Consider the following 21,846-nt stretch of genomic DNA (forward strand, 5'->3'; position numbering starts at 1 on the left):
TATAACTTTTACCGCGAGGCCGATGCCATGCAGGATACGCTGCTGGAAATGCGCTCCATCACCAAGACTTTTCCGGGCGTCAAGGCGCTTGACGATGTGTCGTTGAAGGTCAGGTCCGGTGAAATTCACGCGATCTGCGGGGAAAACGGCGCCGGCAAATCGACCCTGATGAAGGTGCTGTCGGGGGTCTATCCTGCTGGCAGCTATGAGGGTGAAATCCATTACGATGGCGCGCTGGCCGCCTTCCGCGATATCGCGGACAGCGAGGCGCGGGGCATCATTATCATCCATCAGGAACTGGCGCTGGTGCCGTTGCTTTCGATCGGCGAAAACCTGTTTCTGGGCAACGAGAATGCCCGCGGCGGCGTGATTGACTGGCGCGCGACGAACCAGAGAACCGAAACGTTGCTGGGCAAGGTCGGCCTGCACGATGCGCCCACCACGCAGGTCGAAAAGCTGGGTGTCGGCAAGCAACAACTGGTCGAGATCGCCAAAGCACTGGCCAAGGACGTGCGTCTGCTTATCCTTGACGAACCAACATCGGCCTTGTCGGAAAGCGATAGTCAGGCGCTGCTTGACCTGATGCTGGAGCTCAAGGCGCAGGGGATGACCCAGATTATCATCAGTCACAAACTGAATGAGGTCCGCCGCGTGGCCGACACGGTCACGGTAATCCGTGACGGGCATAGTGTCAGCAGTTTTAGCGCATCGGAAGGGATCACCGAAGACCGCATCGTGCGCGATATGGTGGGCCGGTCGATGGAAAACCGCTATCCTGCACGCACGCCCGATATCGGTGAACGGATCATGCGGGTCGCCGACTGGTCGGTCTATCATCCCGAACACGCGGACCGTGAGGTAGTCCGCAATGTGAATTTCGACGTGCGCGCTGGCGAAGTCGTGGGAATCGCAGGCCTGATGGGCGCGGGGCGCACTGAACTGGCAATGTCGATCTTTGGTCAAAGCTGGGGGCAAAACATCACGGGCACCGTGGAAATGCACGGCAAGCCTGTGGATGTGTCCAGCGTGAGCCGCGCCATCGCTGCGGGGCTGGCCTATGTCACCGAGGATCGCAAGAGCCTCGGGCTGATCCTCGACGATACGATCACGCGCAACATCACGCTGGCCAATCTGCCCGAAGTGGCGTCAGGCGGGGTACTGAACAAACGTGCAGAGGCGCAGGTAGCAGAGAAATACCGCAAGGACTTGGGCATTCGCACGCCGGGTGTGTTCCAGAAGGTCGTGAACCTGTCGGGCGGCAACCAGCAAAAGGTCGTGCTGTCGAAATGGCTTTTTGCAGGGCCCGAGGTGCTGATCCTTGATGAACCGACGCGCGGAATCGACGTAGGTGCGAAATATGAAATCTATGGCCTGATCAATGATCTGGCCGCTGCCGGAAAAGGCGTTGTCATGATCTCGTCCGAAATGCCCGAACTACTGGGCATGTGCGACCGGATTTATGTGATGAACGAAGGGGCTTTTGTGGGCGAAATGCCCGCCGCTGAAGCCAGTCAGGAGCGTATCATGTCGCTCATTGTGAACGAATAGGGAGCGCGTCATGTCTGTGGCCGAAAACTCAACCAACCAAGAAGGCGGTTCCAGCAGAATCGGCACCTATCTTGCGGCACACCTGCGCGAATACGGGCTGCTGTTTGCACTGATCGCGATCATGGCATTCTTTCAGGTCGTCACGGGTGGCACGCTGCTCAAGCCGATCAACCTGACCAATCTGCTGCTTCAGAACAGCTATATCATCATTATGGCGCTGGGGATGCTGATTGTCATCGTGGCAGGGCATATCGACCTGTCGGTGGGGTCAGTCATGGGCTTTGTCGGGGCGCTGGCGGCTGTGATGGTGGTGAACTGGGACATGTCGATCGGGGTGACGATGGTCACCTGTGTCATCATGGGCGCGGTCATCGGCGGTGCACAGGGCTATTGGATCGCCTACTGGAAGATTCCGTCATTTATCGTCACGCTGGCAGGTATGCTGGTCTTTCGCGGCCTGTCGCTGTGGCTGCTCGAAGGGCAGTCGGTCGGTCCGTTTCCACGCGAATTTCAGGTCATTGCCACTGGTTTTGTCCCCGATATCCTGCCCGGTGGTGACGCGATGAAAGAACTTGTGGGTGCCCGCAACTTCAACATGCTGGCCCTTGCAACTGGGCTGATCGCCGCGTTCTGGGTAGTCTGGTCGGGGTTGCGCCAAAGGGCCAGCAACAAGGCCTACGGAATTGAGGACGAGCCCCGCGCTTTCTTTGCGGCGCGCACGGCGATCATCGCCTTTGCGCTGATCTTCATTCTGTACAAGCTGGCGACATTCCGGGGTCTGCCCAACGTGTTGCTCACGATGGGCGTGCTCACCATCATCTATGCCTTCATCACTGAACGCACGGTGCTGGGCCGCCGCGTCTATGCGTTGGGCGGTAACGAGAAGGCCGCGAAACTATCCGGCATCAAGACCGAGCGTCTGACCTTTCTTGCCTTTGTGAACATGGGCGCGCTTGCCGCCATCGCAGGTCTGGTCTTTGCCGCGCGCCTGAATACAGCGACGCCCAAGGCCGGTTTCGCGCTTGAACTCGACGTTATCGCAGCCGTCTTTATCGGTGGCGCGTCCATGTCCGGCGGCGTAGGAAAGATCGTGGGGGCTGTCGTTGGGGCGTTTCTGATGGGGGTGCTCAACAACGGCATGTCGATCATGGGGATCGGCATTGATTACCAGCAGATGATCAAGGGCCTTGTCCTTCTGGCCGCTGTCATCTTTGACGTCTACAACAAAAAGAAGGGGTGATCGGATGACATTCAAACCGGCAAAATGGCCTCGCCGCCTGCGGTCGCAGGAATGGTACGAAGGATCAAGTCGCGATGTGATCTATCACCGTGGCTGGATGAAAAACCAGGGCTGGCCGCATGACATGTTCGACGGGCGCCCGATCATCGGCATCCTGAACACATGGTCGGATCTGACCCCTTGCAACGGGCACCTGCGTGAACTGGCCGAGAAGGTAAAGGCGGGCATCTATGAGGCCGGTGGTTTTCCGGTGGAAGTGCCGGTGTTTTCGGCCTCTGAGAATACTTTCCGCCCCACGGCGATGATGTTTCGCAATCTTGCCGCTCTTGCCACCGAAGAAGCAATTCGCGGTCAGCCGATGGATGGCTGCGTGCTGCTGGTCGGTTGCGACAAGACGACACCGTCTTTGCTGATGGCCGCCGCATCCTGCGACCTGCCGTCGATTGTGCTGAGCGGGGGGCCGATGCTGAACGGTTATTTCCGGGGCGAACGTGTCGGCTCGGGCACCCACTTGTGGAAATTCTCCGAAGCCGTGAAAGCCGGCGAAATGACACAGGATGATTTCCTCGAGGCCGAGGCGTCCATGTCCCGCTCGACCGGGACATGCAATACAATGGGCACGGCGTCCACAATGGCGAGCCTGTCAGAGGCGCTTGGCATGGCGCTGTCGGGCAACGCGGCGATCCCCGCGGTCGACAGCCGCCGCCGCGTGATGGCGCAAATGACCGGCCGCCGGATCGTGCAGATGGTCAAGGACGACCTGAAACCGTCGGACATCATGACCAAACCCGCGTTCGAAAACGCGATCCGCACCAATGCTGCGATTGGCGGGTCGACCAACGCGGTAGTGCACCTGCTGGCGATTGCGGGGCGGGTGGGTGTCGATGTCACGCTTGACGACTGGGACCGTTGCGGGCGCGACGTCCCGACCATCGTCAACCTGATGCCATCGGGGAAATACCTGATGGAAGAATTTTATTATGCAGGCGGTTTGCCTGTGGTCCTGCGGCGACTGGGCGAGGCAGACAAGCTGCACAAGGATGCGCTGACCGTATCGGGCGGCCCGATCTGGGATGAAGTCGCGCAGGTGCAGAACCACAATGAGGACGTGATCCTACCAGCCGACAAGGCGCTGGCGCAGTCGGGCGGCATTGTCGTGCTGCGCGGTAATCTCGCGCCCAATGGCGCGGTTCTGAAACCCTCTGCTGCGTCACCGCATCTGATGCGGCACCGTGGCCGTGCCGTCGTCTTTGAAGATATCGACGACTACAAGGCACGCATCAATGACGACACGCTGGACATTGATGAAACCTGTGTGATGGTTCTCAAGAATTGCGGGCCCAAAGGGTATCCGGGCATGGCCGAGGTCGGCAATATGGGCCTGCCACCCAAAGTGCTCAGGAAAGGGATCACCGATATGATCCGCATTTCGGACGCACGCATGTCGGGCACGGCCTATGGCACGGTCATCCTGCACACCTCGCCGGAGGCGGCAGCAGGCGGCCCCCTTGCCGTCATCCAGAGCGGCGACATCATCGAGGTAGACGTGGATGAACGCCGTTTGCACGTCGATATCAGCGATGCGGATATGTCAGCACGCCTCGCCGCATGGCACCCGGCGCACGTGCGCCCCGATAGCGGCTATGCATGGCTTCACCAACAACACGTCGAGGGGGCCGACACCGGTGCCGACCTTGATTTTCTCAAAGGATGCCGCGGTGCGGCAGTCGGAAAGGATAGTCACTGATGAAAACCGCTTTGGTAGGTATAGGCAAGATTGCCGTTGATCAGCATGTCCCTGCAATTGCGGACAGCGCCGAATGGGAACTGGCTGCAACGGTCAGCCGTCACGGATCGGTGGATGGGGTCGAGGCCTTTACCGATATGGGCAAGATGCTGCAGGCACGGCCCGACATTCGCGTCGTGTCCCTTTGCCTGCCGCCGGTGCCGCGGTTCGCCTATGCGATGCAGGCACTTGAAGCCGGTCGTCACGTCATGCTCGAAAAGCCCCCCGGCGCGACACTTGCCGAGTGTCATGCGCTGGATGCGGCCGCGCGCGCGGCGGGCCTGACGCTTTATGCCACATGGCATTCGCGGCACGCCGACATGGTTGGCGCGGCGAAAAGCTGGCTTTCCGACAAAATGTTGCGCGCATTGCGCGTGACCTGGAAAGAGGACGTGCGCCGCTGGCATCCGGGTCAGGCATGGATCTGGGAACCCGGCGGACTGGGCGTGTTTGACCCCGGTATCAACGCGCTTTCCATCGTAACAGAGATATTGCCCGCGCAAATCCACGTCACCGGGGCCACGCTTGAGGTGCCGTCGAATTGTCAGACGCCGATTGCGGCGGAAATCGCCTTTCATCACCCCGACGGGGCAGATGTGTCTGCTGTGTTCGACTGGCGCCAGCAGGGTGACCAGACATGGGAAATCGAAGCTGTCACCGACAGCGGCACGCTCACACTGCGCGACGGCGGCGCGGTGATGGAGGTGGATGGCACCGTATCGGGCCAAGCCGCGCCGCTGGGCGGTGAATACCCGCGTCTTTATGCGCAGATGGCGCAACTTGTCACGACCGGCGGGATCGATATGGACCTGCGTCCCCTCACCCTTGTCACCGACGCGCTGGCCCTTGGTCGCCGTGTGGCGACAGACCCGTTCGAGGACTGAGTCCATAATGGATGTGCCACCGCTTCCCGATGCCGCCGACATCACCCGCGTGCAGATTGCCAACGGGCCTGTGCGCGCCTCGCTGATGACGCTGGGTGTGGCGGTGACCGAATTGCGCATGGACGGGTTTGACCATTCGCTGATCCTTGGCAGTCCTGACATTGCCCCCTACCGCGACACGATGCGCTATTTCGGCGCGATTGTGGGGCCGGTGGCAAACCGGATCGCCGGCGCAAGGGCACCCTTGGGCGATACCACGCTTCGGCTTGTACCGAACGAAGGGGCCAACGCACTGCATGGCGGACCCGCTGGGCTGTCGACCCGAAACTGGCACCTTGCCGATCACGGCCCCAGCTACGCACGGTTCGTGCTGACCTGGCCCGATGGGGACAGCGGCTATCCCGGCCCTCTTCATCTGACGGCGACATACACGATTGAGGATGACGGCGCGCTGCGGATCGACTTGACGGGTGCGGCAGACGTGCACACGCTCTGCAATCCAGCATTCCACGGCTTTTGGACATTGGACGGGTCAGGCGGCCTGACCGGGCACACCATGCAAATCAGTGCAGATCACTATTTGCCGGTGGACGATGCCGCGATACCACTGGGTGATCCGGCCCCGGTTGCTGGCACGGCGTTTGATTTCCGGACCCCGGCCCGCATCGCGGACGATAGCCAGATCGACCACAACTTCTGCCTCAATGGTGAAGGTTTGCGTCCGGTTTTGCGGCTTGAAACCGACGCGCTGGCACTGGTCATCGAAACTGATGCACCAGGCCTTCAGGTCTATGATGCCGCACGGCTGAATACGTCACCTGACGCGGGCCATGAAGGTCACATCTACGGGCATTATTCCGGCATCGCGCTTGAACCCCAGTTCTGGCCCGATGCACCACATCATCCATCCTATCCATCCATCTCGCTGCGCCCCGGTGAAACTTATCGGCAGACCGCGCGCTTTCGCCTCATCCGCAAGGAGATTTCATGACTGACGCATTGAAAGGCATTCTGCCTGTCGCCCCGACACCGTTCCACGATGATGGCGCGGTTGATGAAGCTGGCATGTGCCGCGTGCTGGACTGCATGATCGACCAGAGCGTCGATGCCATCTGCATCCTTGCCAACTATTCCGAACAGTTCGTCCTGTCGGACGCAGAACGCGACCGGCTGACGCGTGTGTCGCTGGAATATGTGGCCGGCCGTGTGCCGGTGATTGTCACGGTCAGTCATTTCAGCACGCAGCTTGTAATCGATCGCGCGCGCGCGGCACAGGACATGGGCGCCGCCATGCTGATGATGATGCCGCCTTATCACGGCGTCGGACTGGTCCCGTCCGAAGCGGGCATATTTGAACAATTTGCTGCTGTCTCAGACGCGATCTCGATCCCGATCATGGTGCAGGATGCGCCACTGTCAGGCGTGTCGCTGCCGGTGCCCCTGCTGGTGCGTATGGCCAAGGAAATTGCAAATGTCAGCTACTTCAAGATGGAAACGCCCTTTGCTGCCGATAAACTGGCCGCGCTGATCGAAGCGGGGGGCACGGACATCATCGGCCCGTTTGACGGTGAGGAAGCAGTCACACTGCTTGCCGATCTGGATGCGGGCTGCACCGGCACGATGACGTCCGCGCTGCAACCCGAACTGATCAAACCGATTGTCACCGAATATCTTGCGGGCAACATCGACGCGGCGCTGAACCACTGGCGTGATTGCCTGCCACTGATCAACCACGAAAACCGCCAGTGCGGACTGCGGGCCGCCAAGGTGGTGATGAAAGAAGGCGGCGTGATCGGATCCGATCATGTGCGCCATCCGCTCAAACCGATGTCTGCGCGCACCCGCACACGACTGCTGCAACTGGCGAAAGAGCGCGATGTCATCGCATTGCGCTGGGGAAAATAAGAGGACACGCATGACATATCAACCACACGGAAAACACCTGATTGCAGGTGAATGGATCACATCTTCACAGACATTCTCATCGCAACCCGTCAGCGGCGATGCCCTGACGGTTTCGTCAGGTGGCGCAAGCGAAGTCGACCGCGCGGCCCAAGCCGCCGAAGCGGCATTTGCCACCTATGGCTGGACCAGCCGCGCGGACCGAGCCGCATTTCTTGAGGCCATCGCCGAAGAGATCGACGCGCGCGGAGATGATATCACGCGGCTGGGTTGTGCCGAAACCGGCCTTCCCGCCGCCCGCCTGCAGGGCGAGCGGGGCCGCACGACCGGACAATTGCGCATGTTCGCCGATCATATCCGCAAGGGGGATTACCTTGACCGGCGTCACGATGTGGCATTGCCCGACCGCGCGCCCCTCCCCCGACCTGATCTCAAGCTGGTGCAGCGACCCATCGGCCCTGTGGCCGTTTTTGGCGCGTCGAATTTCCCGCTGGCCTTTTCAACTGCGGGCGGTGACACCGCGTCGGCGTTGGCAGCCGGTTGTCCTGTGGTGGTCAAGGGCCATCCTGCACACCCTGCCACCGGAGAAATCGTAGCTGATGCGATTGCGGCGGCAATCGCGCGTGCCGGAATGCCCGCGGGCACCTTTTCGCTGATCCAGGGGATCAGTCACGAACTTGGCGGAGCAATGGTGGAGCACCCGCTGATACGTGCCGTCGGCTTCACGGGATCGCTGGGGGCGGGGCGTGCGTTGTTTGATCTTTGCGCCGCACGGCCAGAGCCGATCCCCTTTTTCGGCGAACTGGGGTCAGTCAATCCGGTTTTCATTCTACCAGAGGCATTGACCGCCCGAGGGGCCGCGCTTGGCACTGCGTGGGCGGGATCGCTGACCATGGGGGTCGGTCAGTTCTGTACCAACCCCGGCATCGTGGTAGCACCCGAAGGTCCCGCGCTCGAGGCATTCACCGACGCCGCCATCGCGGCCTTGTCGGATGCGGGTGAAGCGGTGATGCTGACCGACGGCATTGCCGAGGCGTACCGTCACGGCGTCGCCGAAGTCGCATCGGCCAACGGTGTACAGGAATTGCTGACCGCCACATGCGACCGCCGCAATGCCGCCCCCGCGGTCTATAAGGTGACTGCCGATGCGTGGCTCGCGAATGAGGCGCTCGCCGAGGAGGTATTCGGCCCAATGGGTATTCTGGTGACAGCGACGGGGCCCGCGCAAATGCTTGAAGTCGCACAGAGTCTGCGCGGCCAATTGACGGCAACGCTACAACTGGATGACGCCGATATCGAGGTGGCCAAGCCCTTTGTCCCCGTGCTGGAACGCAAGGCAGGCAGGCTTCTCGTCAACGGGTTCCCTACAGGTGTCGAAGTGGCGGACGCCATGGTGCATGGCGGTCCGTATCCGGCCTCAACGAATTTTGGTGCAACGTCGGTTGGCACGCTTGCCATTCGTCGTTTCCTGCGCCCGGTCTGCTATCAGGACATGCCTGACGCGCTATTGCCCGACGATCTTCAGCCCAGCTGATGTTCAGGCGGGCTGGTTGTTTTTTAGACCGCCCGCTGGTGATCCTGCCCCGCTGAATGGGTTCGCACGGTATTGCCAAGCTGTTTGCAGTGGGTGGCGGTCTGGCAATTGGCTCACCTCTGGCTGCCATTTCAGCAGTGTCATCGCCCCATCGGCTGAAGGCATGGTTGCGCGCGTGGCGATAGAAGCTTGAAGTGAGTTGGTAACGACGGGGGGGCAGATCAGGGTGACCGGATCACGGGCTGATCGAAATCTCAGTGCATGTTGTATCGATTGGAACCGTCCAAATATATTTTCACCCTTTCGGGTTGGCCGGTCGCGCCGGATGCAGTCTGCAAACTGACGCCCGGATCGCGTGGGCTGCGACCTCACGTGGAAAGCGAAACCCATTCAGACGCGGTAAGATAGGGTCAGGTCAGACAGCTGGGCAATTCCTGCAGCGACCTTTTGCCTGTCATCCTGCCCATCTTACTTTACGCCATTTGTGAACTTTTTGCGCCGTTCGCGTATCTTGGCGTCGGACTCGACAGTGCCATCATGGAAAGACCCAAACCACTTGTCCCACGGCAATTCAAGGGAGCCATAGTTACACTCAAAATATCGGTGGTGCATTTGGTGGTGGAACGTGCCCAGCTTCAACCGGTTCCTGTCTTTGATCACCATCCCCTCAAACCCGGTGTGGGTCGTCGCTGCGGTCAGGGCATAGTACTGGAGGTGGAACAGAATGTGGACGGGATGTGCGGCGACAACAAAGTGGATCAGAACCGAACCGAGAAAGATCAGGTGTTCGACCGGGTGCATTGCCATGCCGGACCAAGGGCCGACGTTGATGTTACGATGATGCAATGCGTGCACATGTCTGTAAAAGAACGGAATGTGCAGGAAGCGGTGGATCCAGTAGAAGTAGAAGCTCTCCCAGACCGGGATCAGCAGAAACAAGGCGACGAACCAGACAGGGTGCGCTGCCCATGTCAGCATCGGGGCATAGCCATTGGCCAGCGCCCAGAACATCAAGACTTCATAGGCCGTCCATACGGTTACACCGCTGGCGATGGTCCAGAACATGTTGTCCCGGATCTGACCACCCAGTGTGAACTGGCGCCCGTTCTTCATCAACGGACGGGGGTCGTACTTCAGCTTCTGTCCCTGCTTGGTGAAAGTGTAAAAATAGAGATGCAGGCCACCTGCCACGCACGTCATCAGGACCACGTTGCGGATGAACATCTCTGCGATCCAACCGAAAGCGAAGGACTGTGTTTGCGCGAGCGGAGGTTGGAACCAGTAGAACGAGATGCAGGCAATCGCGACGATGATCAGCCGCTCGGTGATGAAGAACCAAGAGCCCCAGACCCATGCCAGCATCCGCAAAGGGCGCGGTGGCCACTGGAAAAATGGCGAGACCTGGAGCGGCACATTCGGAGTGTGGTTCCAGCCTTTGAGCGGTGCGTCGGACACAGGAGACCTCATAGAGCTTCAGATACGGGAAATCTGTCATGTTTACGCTCATTCGAAAAACAGTATTAAGCGATCATTAAAGACTGAAAAGCAGAGGTTTGAATGGCGCTTACCATCAAAGCAATGGAATATTTCACCACAGCACTGCGCCATGGCAACATTGCCAAGGCTGCAACAGAGCTGAATATTGCGGCCTCTGCGGTCGCAACAGCGATAGATCAGGTCGAGGCAGAATTTGATCTCACGCTCGTGACCCGGCAACGTGCCCGCGGTATTCAAGCCAACGCAAGTGGCCGCGAGGTGAAACACAAATGCGAACGCCTTCTGGAGGAGTATCGTGCATTGTTGGCGGAAGGGACAGACCTCAGGCACGCGCTGAGCGGGACACTGCGGATCGGGTACTACGCGCCCATCGCACCTGCGTTCTTGCCCCAAATCCTTGATGCCTTCCTCCCGAAAGACACGGAAGTCAGATTTGCATTGGAAGAATGCGACAACGATCAAGCGCAGGACGGTCTGTTGAACGGTAAATACGACGTCATCTTGTTCGTCGCCGAGGATGTTCGACCAGCCGTCAAATACGATCCATTGATTGCTGCACCGCCCTATTGCTTGTTGCCGGCAACGCACCCGTTGGCCCAACATGCAACAGTATCAATGGCACAGATTGCCCAAGAACCGTTAATCGTTCTGAACCGTCCCGTTGCCGCCTCTTACTACGAAAGTCTGTTTGGCCCCGGCACGCGGCAATCGCCAGTTGCGGCTTATGCGAACTCTACCGAAATGGTCCGTACCCTTGTCGCCGCAGGGCGTGGCTGCGCAATCCTCAATATGCGGCCACTGACGTCTGAAAGCTATAGCGGCGAAAACGTCGCCGCGCTGCCAATTTCGGATACACTTCCGCCACTCACTCTCGCAATCGGCTATGACAAATCACGACCCCGCCGGATCGTCCAGGCCTTCGTCACAGCGTGCATTGACCACTTTGGGAAACGCGGTCCTGCGCAGTGTGTCGTGGAATGCTGAACAATAAAGAGAAGTCAATGCCGCGGGCCGTCCAGTCGTCGGGGTTGCCGGAGTTCTGTTTGGGTACGTCAGCACTGATCAGGCTGCTACTCTGATTTTTCCCAAAAGACACCGGCCAAACGCCCCCGGTTTCCGCGAAACCCGCGCGCAAGCTTTCGAAATCTGGAACGAACTGACCGCCGGGATCACGGCTTGCCCACCACGTTTTGCACACTCCCTCACAAGGCCCTAGGGCTTACTTTGGACAGGTTCGAAACTTGGCGACTCTCAATCAGTAGTTGACCTACGCTCACGAAAATGTGTCAATAGTGTGATGGGATGGGACCTGGCGCAGTTGCCACTAGGGTGTCGCGACAACAAATAATTAAGGGTTTTGCGACCAGAGGCAGAATACAGTCTCTCTGACACGCTTTATCCTCTCCCTTGAAAAACAATATGAAAGGGAGAGTCATGAGAATTTTAAGAGCTGGTGCGGCGGGGGCCGCCTGCCTTGTCTGTTACCTGTCACTAGGAACGGCGGCTGCCGCAGACCCGGAAGCCTGTGAGAACAGGGTAAATAACAACATCGATAAACTGCTGGAATGTGTGACCCTCGAGGGCGTCCGCAGCCATCAGGCAGCGCTGCAATCTATCGCAGACAGCAATGGCGGCATCAGAGTATCGGGGACACCGGGGTATGACGCATCGGTTGATTATGCTGCGGGTGTTCTGGAAGGCGCGGGGTACGATGTGACCCTACAGCCCTTTACCTTCAACGCCTTTATCGAATTGGGTGAACCATCTTTCGCACAAGTGGCCCCTGTCCCGACAGATTACGTTCTGGATGTTGATTATAATGTCATGAGCCAATCCGAACCCGGCGATGTCAGCGGGGTTGTCGAGGCCGCTGATCTTGATCTGGGCCTTGGCAATGGATCGACATCAGGATGTGAACCAGCGGATTTCACAGGCTTTACCGCAGGTAACGTGGCCCTGCTGCAACGGGGTGCGTGCGCCTTTGGTCTGAAGGCTGACAATGCTGCGGCGGCGGGCGCCGTCGGTGTTATCATCTTCAACCAGGGCAATAGCGAAGGCCGCACCGGCCTGATCAACGGCACCTTGGGCAACGGCTACTCCGGTGGGATTCCAGTCGTCTTTGCGACCTATGATCTGGGCGTTGAACTTGCGTCAACACCGGGTGCAGAGGTGAGCATCCTTGTCGATGTCTTCCGTGGAACTGCTCTTGCGATGAATGTTCTGGCCGAAACCACAAGCGGTGATGACAGCAACGTCATCATGGCAGGTGCGCACCTTGATTCCGTGAATGAAGGTCCCGGCATCAACGACAACGGCTCCGGCATTGCCGCGCTGCTGGAAACCGCCGTACAGATGGCCAAGGTCAAACCCCGCAATAAGGTCCGTTTCGCATTATGGGGTGCCGAGGAATCCGGCCTTGTCGGTTCAGACTTCTACGTTCTGGGCAATGGGGTCGATGGCGATGGTCTGTCCGAAGGAGAAATCGCCGATATCGCAGCCTATCTCAATTTTGACATGATCGGATCGCCCAACTTTGTCTACTTCGTCTATGATGGTGACGGGTCCAGCTTTGGTCTGGAAGGCCCTGACGGGTCGGGGATCATTGAATCCTACTACGAAGATTTCTTTGCTGCACGTGGCTTGCCATTTGAAAGCACCGAAATCAGCTTCCGGTCTGACTATGCGGCCTTCTTTGACGTGGGTATCCCGTTCGGTGGGCTGTTTACCGGTGCCGAAGGGATCAAGACAGATGAGCAAGCCGCGCAGTGGGGCGGCACAGCCGGCGACGCCTATGATCCTTGCTACCATCTGGCGTGCGATACCTTTGACAACAACTCCGACGTGGCACTTGATGTGAACTCGGATGCTGTTGCCGCATCGATCCTGCAGTATGCCATGAGCACGGAAATCCTCAATGGCAAGCGTGGCAAAGGCAACTTCAACCTGCGCGCGGAGCAGGAAAACATGGGCCGCCGCAAGTACCGCTAAACGGCAAGGTCCAACGACACAATCAGGGGAAGGCCTATCAAGGGCCTTCCCTTCTTTGTTCGTCGCCGCCATGCGCATGTCAGTTCAGGCGCAAAGTGCGAGATAACACAGAGTAACTTCTGGCTGTGTCGGGCCCTACAGAACACGCTTGGCGTGCTGGACGGATTTCCTTTGAGGGTCTAGCATTGCTTCAAGCTCACCAGATTTTGCCCAGTGTATCCTAAGACTGGAACATGATTTTGCCCGAACACGTATCCCGCGCGGATAGCGCCCGATCCTTTGCATCCCGCCAAGACAGGCAGACGACAGGCCCGCATGCGCAAGACCTTTCCGCAGCGGGGTCATCTTTCGGACTCGCAGGTTTGCAGCAGGCCGCAAACGCCAGCGCCGCTACGCGCAAGTTGCAACCCTTGCAGCGGCTCGCAGATGAAAAGACCCGCAAAGACACCCCGGCAGACGAAGCGCTAACGAGCACCCATCAAGCGACGGCGATCCCGCACCGGATGGCAACGGGCACCGATGCGCCGACGCAGCGCACAGGCCGCGCATTGCATGGTACCACGATGCTGCAACGACGGGCCGCCCCGACAGGGCAGATACAGCGCCCTGCCTTGATTGGCGCGCCAAATCAACCGGTTGCAGCGGCGCGGTTGGATGCATTGGGCGTCAGCGCCACACTACTCAGCGACGATGACTACAGCGCATGGCGCGGCACCCTGCAAGCCAGAATGCGCCCGCACGGGGCCAGTTCAGCGGGCGGCAGGACCATCGTGACCCAGTTCAGAGGGTCGGCAGAGGTGCTTCAGGCGGTTGGCTTCTTTGGCAACAGAGTAAAGGGCGGCCTGCTGATGCTTGAAGGGCTGCTGACCGCCGTCGCGGGCGGGGCCGCCATCACTGCGGGCATCACCGCAGGTGCAATACCGTTGATTGTGCCGGGCATCATGAGCGTGGGTGTCGGCCTGTGCAAGATGTTCCGCGGTGTGCGCACTTTCTTTGCGGATCCGAACGCGCCGCAGCCAGTGCAAGATGCACTTAGAAAACAGATGAACAATGTCCGTCTGGCGGAATCGATCATGGCGGCAATCGGGTCTGCAGCCCTGATGATCGGAACCGGGATGGTCACGCGCACATCGCTAAGCCTGATGATCTTTTCGCTACTCAAACTGCTCCGGTCAATCTGTGCCAAATTCGAAGCCGGTGAGTGGGGCAATGCGTCAGCGACCACGCGGGCGAATTTGAAGAAGGCACAGGCCGTGATCCATTTCCTTGAGGCTGCGGCCCTGTTTGTCGCTGGTGAGGCATCGATTGAATCAGGGCTTGCCAATGCGACGGGCGACATGCCGTGGGATGGTGGAGCTGCCGTGGCAGGTGGCGCGCTGACGATTGCCGTTGGTGCGTCAAAGACAGTGCGCGCGGGGGATCAGACCAAGGATGCGCTCGGCGGCGCGGCACCGGCAGGTGCCGGTGGTGGCGGGGTCGCAATGGTACCACTTGGCGGTGGCCCCCCCGGCGGTGGCGGTCCCCCCGGCGGTGGCGGTCCTCCCGGTGGTGGCGGTGGTCCCGGTGGTGGCGGGCCGCCAGCGCAACAGGGTGCAGTGGTGATCCACATGCCACCCGCCCAGCAACCCCAGGCACCGCAACCGCAACAAGTGGCGCAACAACCGCCCGCGCAACAACCGCTTGCCCAGCAGTCGCCCGCACAGCAGCCACAGATCCAACAGCCTCCTGCGCAGCAGCCCGCCGCGCCCCAAAATCAGCCTGCACGGGGCGGCCAACAAAGCCCCGCCGAAATCGAGAACGCAAACAGACAGAAATTTGCCAAACAGATCGCATACGGGATGGGCATCGCAGGAATCTATGACTGGTCAGATCGGACCGTCTATGAAATGGCAATCAGCGGGTCTTTTGACGAGAATGTCAAAGCCCGCGAAGAAGGCGGACCAGACCCAAGCTATCTGATCTGAACCGCCATACAGCGATTCTGATCAAGATACGCCGCAGGATTGCCGGAACTGACGGTATCATTCAGATGGCGCGGGGTCCGGCACAAATCGAAAAACCCAGTCTTTATAGCTTTTCTTGCCTTCGAAATCTGCCAGATCGGGGGGGAAACCCGCCTGCTTGAGCGGCATATCCCGACGGTCAGGAAAAACCCCCTGAATGCCGCCATCGGCGCGGAATTCTGCGGTCCAATTGTCCACATCATAGAGCCTGCGGATATGTTTGACGCCGGGGTCACGCGGATCACGCAACAAATCATCCAAAGTCGAAGGAAACGCTGGCTCTTCGTCAAATGCCCAGTATCGCGCAATGGCATCGCGGTATGCGCGGCCCTGAAAAATGATCTCGGCCTCGGTCGCGCGTTTGGCTTTTGTGGCGGTGGGAACAAAGGTAGTCTGGGCGGCCAGTGTTATCCCCACCAGCACCACAAGCAAGGCCACGTAAGTATAGCCGCCGTCAGTTCTGCCAGCTTTGGACATCGGCGGCATCGCCTGCCCCCCCTTCCAGACCATCAGCCCCTAACGACAGGATTTCATAGCCCCCGCTGCGGCCCGGCGCACGGTAGATATAAAGATTGCCCCAAGGGTCGGCGGGCACTTCCTTGCGCAGGTATGGCCCGTTCCATCCGGGCGCACCGGGATTCAGTCGCAAGGCATTCAACCCCTGTTCGGTCGTCGGATACTGGCCTGTGTCGATCAGAAACGTATCCAGTGCGGTCGAAAAACTTTCAATCTGCGCGCGGGCCGCAGTTGTCTTTGCCGGGCTGATCCGCTGAAACAGGATCGGCCCCACGATGGCAGCCAGCAGCCCGACAATGACCAACACCACCAGCAATTCCATCAGGGTGAAACCCGCTTGCCCATCCCGTTTTTTCATCCGCTTCACCATTCCCGATATGCCACCCCGTTAGTTCCAACACCCGTCGCGGCGCTGCGTACGTCGCGCACGCCGCCTTCGTCCTGATCCTCGATCACCAGCCAATCCACATCCTCCCCTGCCACAGGATCATCGGGGACGATACTGATGTATCGCGCCTCGGCCAAAGTGCCCAAATCAGGAGGATATAGCCCAAGATCGCCACGATAATCGTCGATAGCCCGGCGCATGACAGACAGGTTTTCAATCAGCGCTGCCTCGCGTGCACGCACCAGCGCGCCCGAGACACTTGGCACAGCAATCGCCGCTAGCAGCCCCACGATGAACAGCACGACCACCAGTTCAATCAGGGTGAAGCCCGCATCGCGCCTACCAATCCGCAATCTGTGTCCCATCCAGCGCCGTCTTGTCCGTTCTCGGGCGGATATCATAGATGTCCACCCCGTTCCAAATCTCTGCATCAGGCGGGTCGGTGTAGCCCAACACGCGCCATTGTTCTTCCAGCCCCCGGTTCTGCCGTGCAAACGGATTGCGCGGCAGGCTGCGCAGATAGCGCCGGGTCCGACCATCCGTACCTTCAACGCCCGTAATCAAGACTTCAAGCGTTGGGGGCCATCCGTTTTCGCTTGCGGCGGCTTCACTGATCTCTTCGGCCCGAAAATCGGCGTTGAATGCATCAAGGGCGGTCCGGACATCACGAAGCGTTTCTCGCAAGGCCATCTCTTTTTCCCGTTGCACTGCTGTTTCCGCGATCGGCACCGTCACGACCGCAAGCACTCCGATAATAACCAGTACCACCAGCAATTCGGCCAGCGTGGCACCACGGTCTTTTGATCTACTGCACCGCAATCCGCGATGACCTTAGTTCGATCCCTTCGGGAACAGAGACATTCGGACCAGCCCCGAAATCGGACGAAAAGATCAAATATGACAAGCCCTGCTTGACACCCCTGAACGTAACCGTCGCGATCTCTTTCACCGCAGCACCCGCAATCCCGTCATTCAGCGTCAGTTTGATTTCGCCCCGACTGTTGTCAATCTCGAACGGCAGGCTTGCGGGCGTACTGACTGACACCGCCTCGACCAGATCAGGGCGGAAACGGATCGTGGCCGTCCCCGACACCGCGTTGCCGAAACCTGCGGCCGTGATCGAGGTGGAAATTGTTTCATCAGCTTTCACCGAATAGCTGGCCCGGGAAAACGCAAGGACCGCATCGGCGCCGGCAGTAGCTGGTGCATTGGGCACTTGCAGATTCGATGTGGGCGACGGCAAGGAAGGCCTACCGGTGGTCGCGGCGACAGGGGTCGCCGCACCTGACAAATCAAGCCTGATTGTCGGCAGGTCGCCACTGCGGCTTGACAGGAAATCCTGCGTCGCCTGTGTGGTCACCCGGTCACCAGAGCCAGAGAAAAACTGCGATTCCGCAGCCGAAGGAATATCTTTGCCGCGAATAATCCGGGGAGTCAGGGTCAACAGAATGTCGGTGCGGCCACCGGACCCGTCGCGGGTCTGGAACAGCTTGCCGATTGCCGGAATGTCACCAAGGCCGGGCACGCTTTTGCGGGTGTCGCGTTCCTCATCGCGGATCAGGCCGCCAATCACCGCCGTTTCGCCATCGGCCAGAACCATGCGGTTCGACACATTGCGCGTACCGATAGCAAAGGCCGGTTCGTCGGCGGTCCCCAGATTCTGACCAAGGGAACTGACTTCAAGTTCAAGCGAAACCACGACGGTCCGGTCAAGTTTAATTTCGGGGGTGACATTCACCTTGATACCCACATCGCGGTATTCAAAGGTCGTGCGGGTCTGGCCAGTGGCATCCTGGATCGTGGATGACCGCAGCGGTACACGGTCGCCGATATGGATCAGCGCCTCGCGGTTATCGACGGTCCGGATGCGCGGGTTGGCGAGGGTCTTGGCATCGACATCCTGCTTGAAGAACCGCAAGGTCGCCGCTGGCAAGCTGACGACACTTGCCCCCAATGTGTCACTGGCATCACTGCTTGGGGTCAGGTCGGACAATATGGTCGATGGAGGTGCAATCGAAATCTGCGAGCCCAGATCAAGCCCAAGCTGCTCGCTCTTGGTACGGTTCACCTCGAGGATTTCGACTTCTAAAACAGCCTCTGCCGGGGCGCGGTCATTGTTGGACAAAAGCTGCGCCACAAGCGACAGGCGTTCACGGTTTTCCCGTACCGTAATTGCATTGCTGTCTTCACTGATCGTGACATTTGCAATGCCCAGCGAACGTGACACAAGATCAGCGGCAACTGCCGCATTCATCGTTTCCAGATAGAAAGTTTGCACAAGGTAATCTTCATAGGATGCCCGGCCTTCGGGCGTATCCGGTGCAATCACAACCGAATTACGACCAAGGCGGCGATAGAACGCGCTATTGGTCTTCAGCAAAAGCTGGAACGCCTGTTGAAAGGTCACATCCTCTGCATACAAGGTGACGGGTCTGTCCTCCAATGAAGCATCAAAAATCATATTGACGCCGTAGGCCTGCCCCAACGCCAGAACAGCCTCTTTGAAGCCCGCGTTTGAAAAATTCACGGTGACAGGTGCGCCGGTCGTCAGCCGGATCGGGGCAATACCCTCGGTCGTGATCGTCCGGGCGTTGAGCGCGTTAAACAGTGCAATCGCCTCTTGATTATTGGGATCAAGGGAAAGCGACTGTTCGACAAGCGACATTCCGCGTTCCAACCTGCCCAGACGGGCGGCGGCGGCGGCCTCGTGGAAGATGCCGGCGGCGCGGCGGCGTTCCTGAAGTTGTGTGCGTTCCCGTTCAAGACCCGCGCTACCCGGCACCACCACCAGCCCCTGCTGGACCAGTCCCAGCGCCGACCCATAATCACCCGCGTCGCTGTAGCGGCGTGCTTCTTGGATGTAATAGGCCTCGGCCCGTTCGGTGACTGCACGCAGCCCTTGCAATAATTCTGCATTATCAGGATCAGCGGCCAGCGACTGACGGTAACTTTGTACGGTGCTCAAAAAGTCTTCTCGGGCAATGCCTGCACCGGCAGAACCCGGCCCGGGGCGTAAGCTCGACTCCGAGCAGCTGACGACCAGCAGTATTGCAAGAACAGACCAAAACCGTATCATCCATCAATCCCGATAATCTGGGTTTCCGAAACACCACCCATTGCCAAGATACCCGTTAACCCCAGCCGGGTGTTATCAATCCTTACACTGTCGGTGGTTATCTGCCCAATGGTGAAACCGGGCAACACCTCCTGTCCCTGAATCAGCGATATGGTCTGCCCCTCGTATTGCAGCATGATGCGGGTATCATCACCCGCACGCATCACCCCAAGCAGCTTCATCGCCTCGAATTCCCGCATAGCTGCAAGTCTGGCGGTGCGCAACGGATCGGCATCAGGCGCTTGTGCAGGGGCCGGTCGGGGGGCAGCGGCAACGGCGGGCCGCAACCCGCCATCACCGGGCCTGCGAAACAAATCGCGCACACCATCCGGAGGCGTGGCATTCAGGTCGCGTGCCACAGCGACATCAGCAATAGGTGTCACAAAGACGACGCCAGCATCGGTTTCCTGCGAAGTCTCTTCGCCTGATCCGCCCGCCCATCGCATCACGTTGGCCAGCAAAAGCACCGCGACCGCGCCACCATAAAGAAACTTGCGCTGGCGTGATACTCCGCTCATCCGCTGGCACCGCTGCTCAGGGTCATCAGTTTCAGCTGGACGCGCACCAGAGTGCCATCGGCATTGGTGGAAAACTCTGCACGGCGCAGCAACGTCAGCGTGTCCACCTGCCCCAACCGGGTCAGGAAATCAGCAATTTCACCATAGCTGCCCTCGACCGTGAGGTCCTGCAAAACGGGTCGCACTGCACCGCGCGATTGCCCGAATGTGTTAGCACCATGGATGATCTGGGTGTTTGCGGCAGTCGATACATCGGCCAGAATTTCCACCACGCCAGAGCGGTCAATCGGCGCGGCCAATTTGACTTCAAGCACAGAAAGCGCGGTCTCGGCTTGCGAATAGGGGGCAATGGCATCAACCCGCGCCTGCAATTGCGCACGGGCCGATTGCAACGCTATCAACTGCGCCTTGGCTGCTGCATGATCGCTGCGGGCCGGTGCCCAGACCCCGCGTTCCCCCGCAATGATCAGCACCAATAACAGCATCAGCACCCAGACGCCCATTCGGACCAAAGGTACCGCCAGATAGGATCGCAGCCGGTTCACGGTGCGACCGCCCGAATATCATACTGCACAATTGTCCGGGTGCCCTGCTGAATACGCAGTTGCCGTTCAAGGATCACATCGTCCAACTTGTCCGAGGCCTCCAGCACCCGCAATGCGGGTGGCAGGTCGGCTTCGTCAAAGGCCTGAAGGGCAAGTGCAAGCCGCCCGGCTTCCGCATCATAAACCAGTTGGCTGATCCGTACCTCGACTGGCAGCACCGTCTCAAGCAAAGCAAGCACATCCAGCAGCGGGGCTGCACGCGGGCCTGTCAGCGCGTTGAATGCCGTCGTGCGTTCTGCCAGCGCCGCGATTTCCTGTGTCGTCGGTGCATCTGTGGCCAGATCGCGCAAGGCGGCTAATTCTTCGGTCAAACGGGCCTGATGGGTACTCAGCGTGGCGCGCTCTGCCTGAAGATTGCGCACGTCCAGGACCGACCAGACAACAACGCCAGCAGCCAGTACCACCAGCGCCCAGATTGCAGCGGTCACAGCACGGACAGGTCTGGTTGGCTTGCTGGCGAAATTCCCAAGACGCGCTACCCCCATTGTGCCACTCCCTGCGCCGGTGTGACGGCAGCCGCAAACACATCGGCGCCCGGACGTATCGCGCCAACAACATCGCCGGGAAGCCGGGCGACCAGCGCATCAGGTGCAGCCCCCACAAGCGTGAGCGGCGACGCATCATGGGCCAGCGCAAAGCTCTGGATCAACCGGGCGATACGGTTGCCCAAATCATCATCAGCGTCAGCGACCCAGCCTGCTTCGAAATATCCTTCCGGGACCGATTGCGCCCAGCAGGTCAGGCTCCAGCTGTCCCCGTCCGAAAACAGGCAGGCACCGTCGGGTGCCACATCACCAAGTGCCACACTGGCGTAGCCCAGCCAGCTTTCCAGCCGGGTGATATGCAGCCCTGCGGCGCTTGCACCTTGCTCTATCGCGTCACGCAAAGCACGTTCCAGACTGCGCACGCGCACAGTGACTTCGTCCGCGCGGTCGATGACCTCATAGGTGCACACCGGATCAACCATCGCGCCGCCGGTCTCGCGCAACAAACGCATCCGCACCAAATCCTGTGCCTCTGCCACCCCATCGGGGAAGTCGGCAAAGCGCAGAACATCTTCGCGCACCAGCGGGTCCGGCAGGCTGACGAACACAGGCATGTCCGCGCGACGCACGACCTTGGGCAGGTCCTTGACCAGTTCGCGAAAAACTGCTGCAAATCGGGAAGGGTCCACCGGGTCGAAATGGTCCAGCCGGGTCTTGCTTTGGGTGGCCGCCAGCAGCTTTGGCTTGCGCCGCAGGTTACGCAGACGCAGCAATGCTGCCTGCCCGCCCGCTGCGGTCAGCACGATGCCCAAACGTGTCCTAGCGTATTCCACCAAA

At 59.5% G+C, this 21,846-nt stretch carries 20 protein-coding genes; 10 read left to right on the plus strand and 10 right to left on the minus strand.

Annotation, left to right across the window (positions count from 1 at the left end; genetic code table 11):
- Positions 1-27: 27 nt before the first annotated feature.
- The 7 genes from mmsA to C8N45_RS05355 are packed head-to-tail and all read left to right on the plus strand — an operon-like array spanning position 28 to position 8,894.
- On the plus strand, positions 28-1,548 hold the full coding sequence (mmsA, locus tag C8N45_RS05325; RefSeq protein WP_108385219.1) for a multiple monosaccharide ABC transporter ATP-binding protein: 1,521 nt from the start codon (positions 28-30) through the stop codon (positions 1,546-1,548).
- A gap of 10 nt (positions 1,549-1,558) precedes the next feature.
- Positions 1,559-2,788, plus strand: coding sequence for a multiple monosaccharide ABC transporter permease (gene mmsB, locus C8N45_RS05330; protein ID WP_108385220.1), 1,230 nt, complete (start codon positions 1,559-1,561; stop codon positions 2,786-2,788).
- A 4-nt stretch (positions 2,789-2,792) separates the two neighbouring features.
- On the plus strand, positions 2,793-4,535 hold the full coding sequence (gene araD, locus C8N45_RS05335; protein ID WP_108385221.1) for an L-arabinonate dehydratase: 1,743 nt from the start codon (positions 2,793-2,795) through the stop codon (positions 4,533-4,535).
- Complete coding sequence (locus C8N45_RS05340; RefSeq protein ID WP_108385222.1) at positions 4,535-5,458, plus strand: Gfo/Idh/MocA family protein; 924 nt, start codon at positions 4,535-4,537, stop codon at positions 5,456-5,458. Before araD ends, C8N45_RS05340 begins: the two co-directional genes overlap by 1 nt.
- A gap of 7 nt (positions 5,459-5,465) precedes the next feature.
- The gene (locus C8N45_RS05345) at positions 5,466-6,449 is read left to right on the plus strand and encodes an aldose epimerase family protein (RefSeq protein ID WP_108385223.1); all 984 of its coding nucleotides are present in this window, start codon (positions 5,466-5,468) and stop codon (positions 6,447-6,449) included.
- Positions 6,446-7,363, plus strand: coding sequence for a dihydrodipicolinate synthase family protein (locus C8N45_RS05350; RefSeq protein ID WP_108385224.1), 918 nt, complete (start codon positions 6,446-6,448; stop codon positions 7,361-7,363). Before C8N45_RS05345 ends, C8N45_RS05350 begins: the two co-directional genes overlap by 4 nt.
- 10 nt (positions 7,364-7,373) lie before the next feature.
- Positions 7,374-8,894 (plus strand): aldehyde dehydrogenase (NADP(+)), encoded by a 1,521-nt coding sequence (locus C8N45_RS05355; protein ID WP_108385225.1) that lies wholly within the window; start codon positions 7,374-7,376, stop codon positions 8,892-8,894.
- Between the two features lie 468 nt (positions 8,895-9,362).
- Here the strand turns inward: C8N45_RS05355 and C8N45_RS05360 are convergent, their stop codons facing one another.
- Positions 9,363-10,349: a sterol desaturase family protein gene (locus C8N45_RS05360; protein ID WP_108385731.1), complete on the minus strand. Its 987-nt coding sequence runs from the start codon at positions 10,347-10,349 to the stop codon at positions 9,363-9,365.
- Between the two features lie 102 nt (positions 10,350-10,451).
- Between C8N45_RS05360 and C8N45_RS05365 the strand changes: the two genes are divergently transcribed.
- The 3 genes from C8N45_RS05365 to C8N45_RS23405 all read left to right on the plus strand — a co-directional run bounded on the left by C8N45_RS05365 (position 10,452) and on the right by C8N45_RS23405 (position 15,343).
- A complete protein-coding gene (locus C8N45_RS05365) occupies positions 10,452-11,375 on the plus strand; it encodes a LysR family transcriptional regulator (RefSeq protein WP_108385226.1) in 924 nt (307 codons plus the stop codon).
- A gap of 450 nt (positions 11,376-11,825) precedes the next feature.
- Positions 11,826-13,379, plus strand: coding sequence for a M28 family metallopeptidase (locus tag C8N45_RS05370; RefSeq protein ID WP_211095452.1), 1,554 nt, complete (start codon positions 11,826-11,828; stop codon positions 13,377-13,379).
- 233 nt (positions 13,380-13,612) lie between these two features.
- On the plus strand, positions 13,613-15,343 hold the full coding sequence (locus tag C8N45_RS23405; protein ID WP_181868900.1) for a DUF4106 domain-containing protein: 1,731 nt from the start codon (positions 13,613-13,615) through the stop codon (positions 15,341-15,343).
- Positions 15,344-15,400: 57 nt separating this feature from the next.
- Here the strand turns inward: C8N45_RS23405 and C8N45_RS05380 are convergent, their stop codons facing one another.
- The 9 genes from C8N45_RS05380 to C8N45_RS05420 all read right to left on the minus strand — a co-directional run bounded on the left by C8N45_RS05380 (position 15,401) and on the right by C8N45_RS05420 (position 21,842).
- A complete protein-coding gene (locus tag C8N45_RS05380) occupies positions 15,401-15,859 on the minus strand; it encodes a type II secretion system protein (RefSeq protein ID WP_133175941.1) in 459 nt (152 codons plus the stop codon).
- Positions 15,837-16,256 (minus strand): type II secretion system major pseudopilin GspG, encoded by a 420-nt coding sequence (gspG, locus tag C8N45_RS05385; protein ID WP_245882562.1) that lies wholly within the window; start codon positions 16,254-16,256, stop codon positions 15,837-15,839. Before gspG ends, C8N45_RS05380 begins: the two co-directional genes overlap by 23 nt.
- Before the next feature lie 5 nt (positions 16,257-16,261).
- Positions 16,262-16,651, minus strand: a complete 390-nt coding sequence (locus C8N45_RS05390; RefSeq protein ID WP_181868901.1) for a type II secretion system protein — start codon at positions 16,649-16,651, stop codon at positions 16,262-16,264.
- On the minus strand, positions 16,626-17,105 hold the full coding sequence (locus C8N45_RS05395) for a type II secretion system protein (protein WP_108385231.1): 480 nt from the start codon (positions 17,103-17,105) through the stop codon (positions 16,626-16,628). The genes C8N45_RS05390 and C8N45_RS05395 overlap by 26 nt, the downstream gene beginning before the upstream one ends.
- Positions 17,092-19,251 (minus strand): secretin GspD/PilQ domain-containing protein, encoded by a 2,160-nt coding sequence (locus C8N45_RS05400; protein WP_168769407.1) that lies wholly within the window; start codon positions 19,249-19,251, stop codon positions 17,092-17,094. Before C8N45_RS05400 ends, C8N45_RS05395 begins: the two co-directional genes overlap by 14 nt.
- 107 nt (positions 19,252-19,358) lie before the next feature.
- Complete coding sequence (locus C8N45_RS05405) at positions 19,359-19,919, minus strand: hypothetical protein (RefSeq protein ID WP_108385233.1); 561 nt, start codon at positions 19,917-19,919, stop codon at positions 19,359-19,361.
- Positions 19,916-20,464 carry a hypothetical protein gene (locus tag C8N45_RS05410; protein WP_133175942.1) on the minus strand — a complete coding sequence of 183 codons (549 nt, stop codon included), beginning with the start codon at positions 20,462-20,464 and terminating at the stop codon, positions 19,916-19,918. Before C8N45_RS05410 ends, C8N45_RS05405 begins: the two co-directional genes overlap by 4 nt.
- Positions 20,461-21,009: a hypothetical protein gene (locus tag C8N45_RS05415; protein WP_108385235.1), complete on the minus strand. Its 549-nt coding sequence runs from the start codon at positions 21,007-21,009 to the stop codon at positions 20,461-20,463. Before C8N45_RS05415 ends, C8N45_RS05410 begins: the two co-directional genes overlap by 4 nt.
- Positions 21,000-21,842: a hypothetical protein gene (locus C8N45_RS05420; protein WP_133175943.1), complete on the minus strand. Its 843-nt coding sequence runs from the start codon at positions 21,840-21,842 to the stop codon at positions 21,000-21,002. The genes C8N45_RS05415 and C8N45_RS05420 overlap by 10 nt, the downstream gene beginning before the upstream one ends.
- Positions 21,843-21,846 lie beyond the last annotated feature (4 nt).

This window comes from Yoonia sediminilitoris (assembly GCF_003058085.1).
Classification (GTDB): Bacteria; Pseudomonadota; Alphaproteobacteria; order Rhodobacterales; family Rhodobacteraceae; genus Yoonia; species Yoonia sediminilitoris.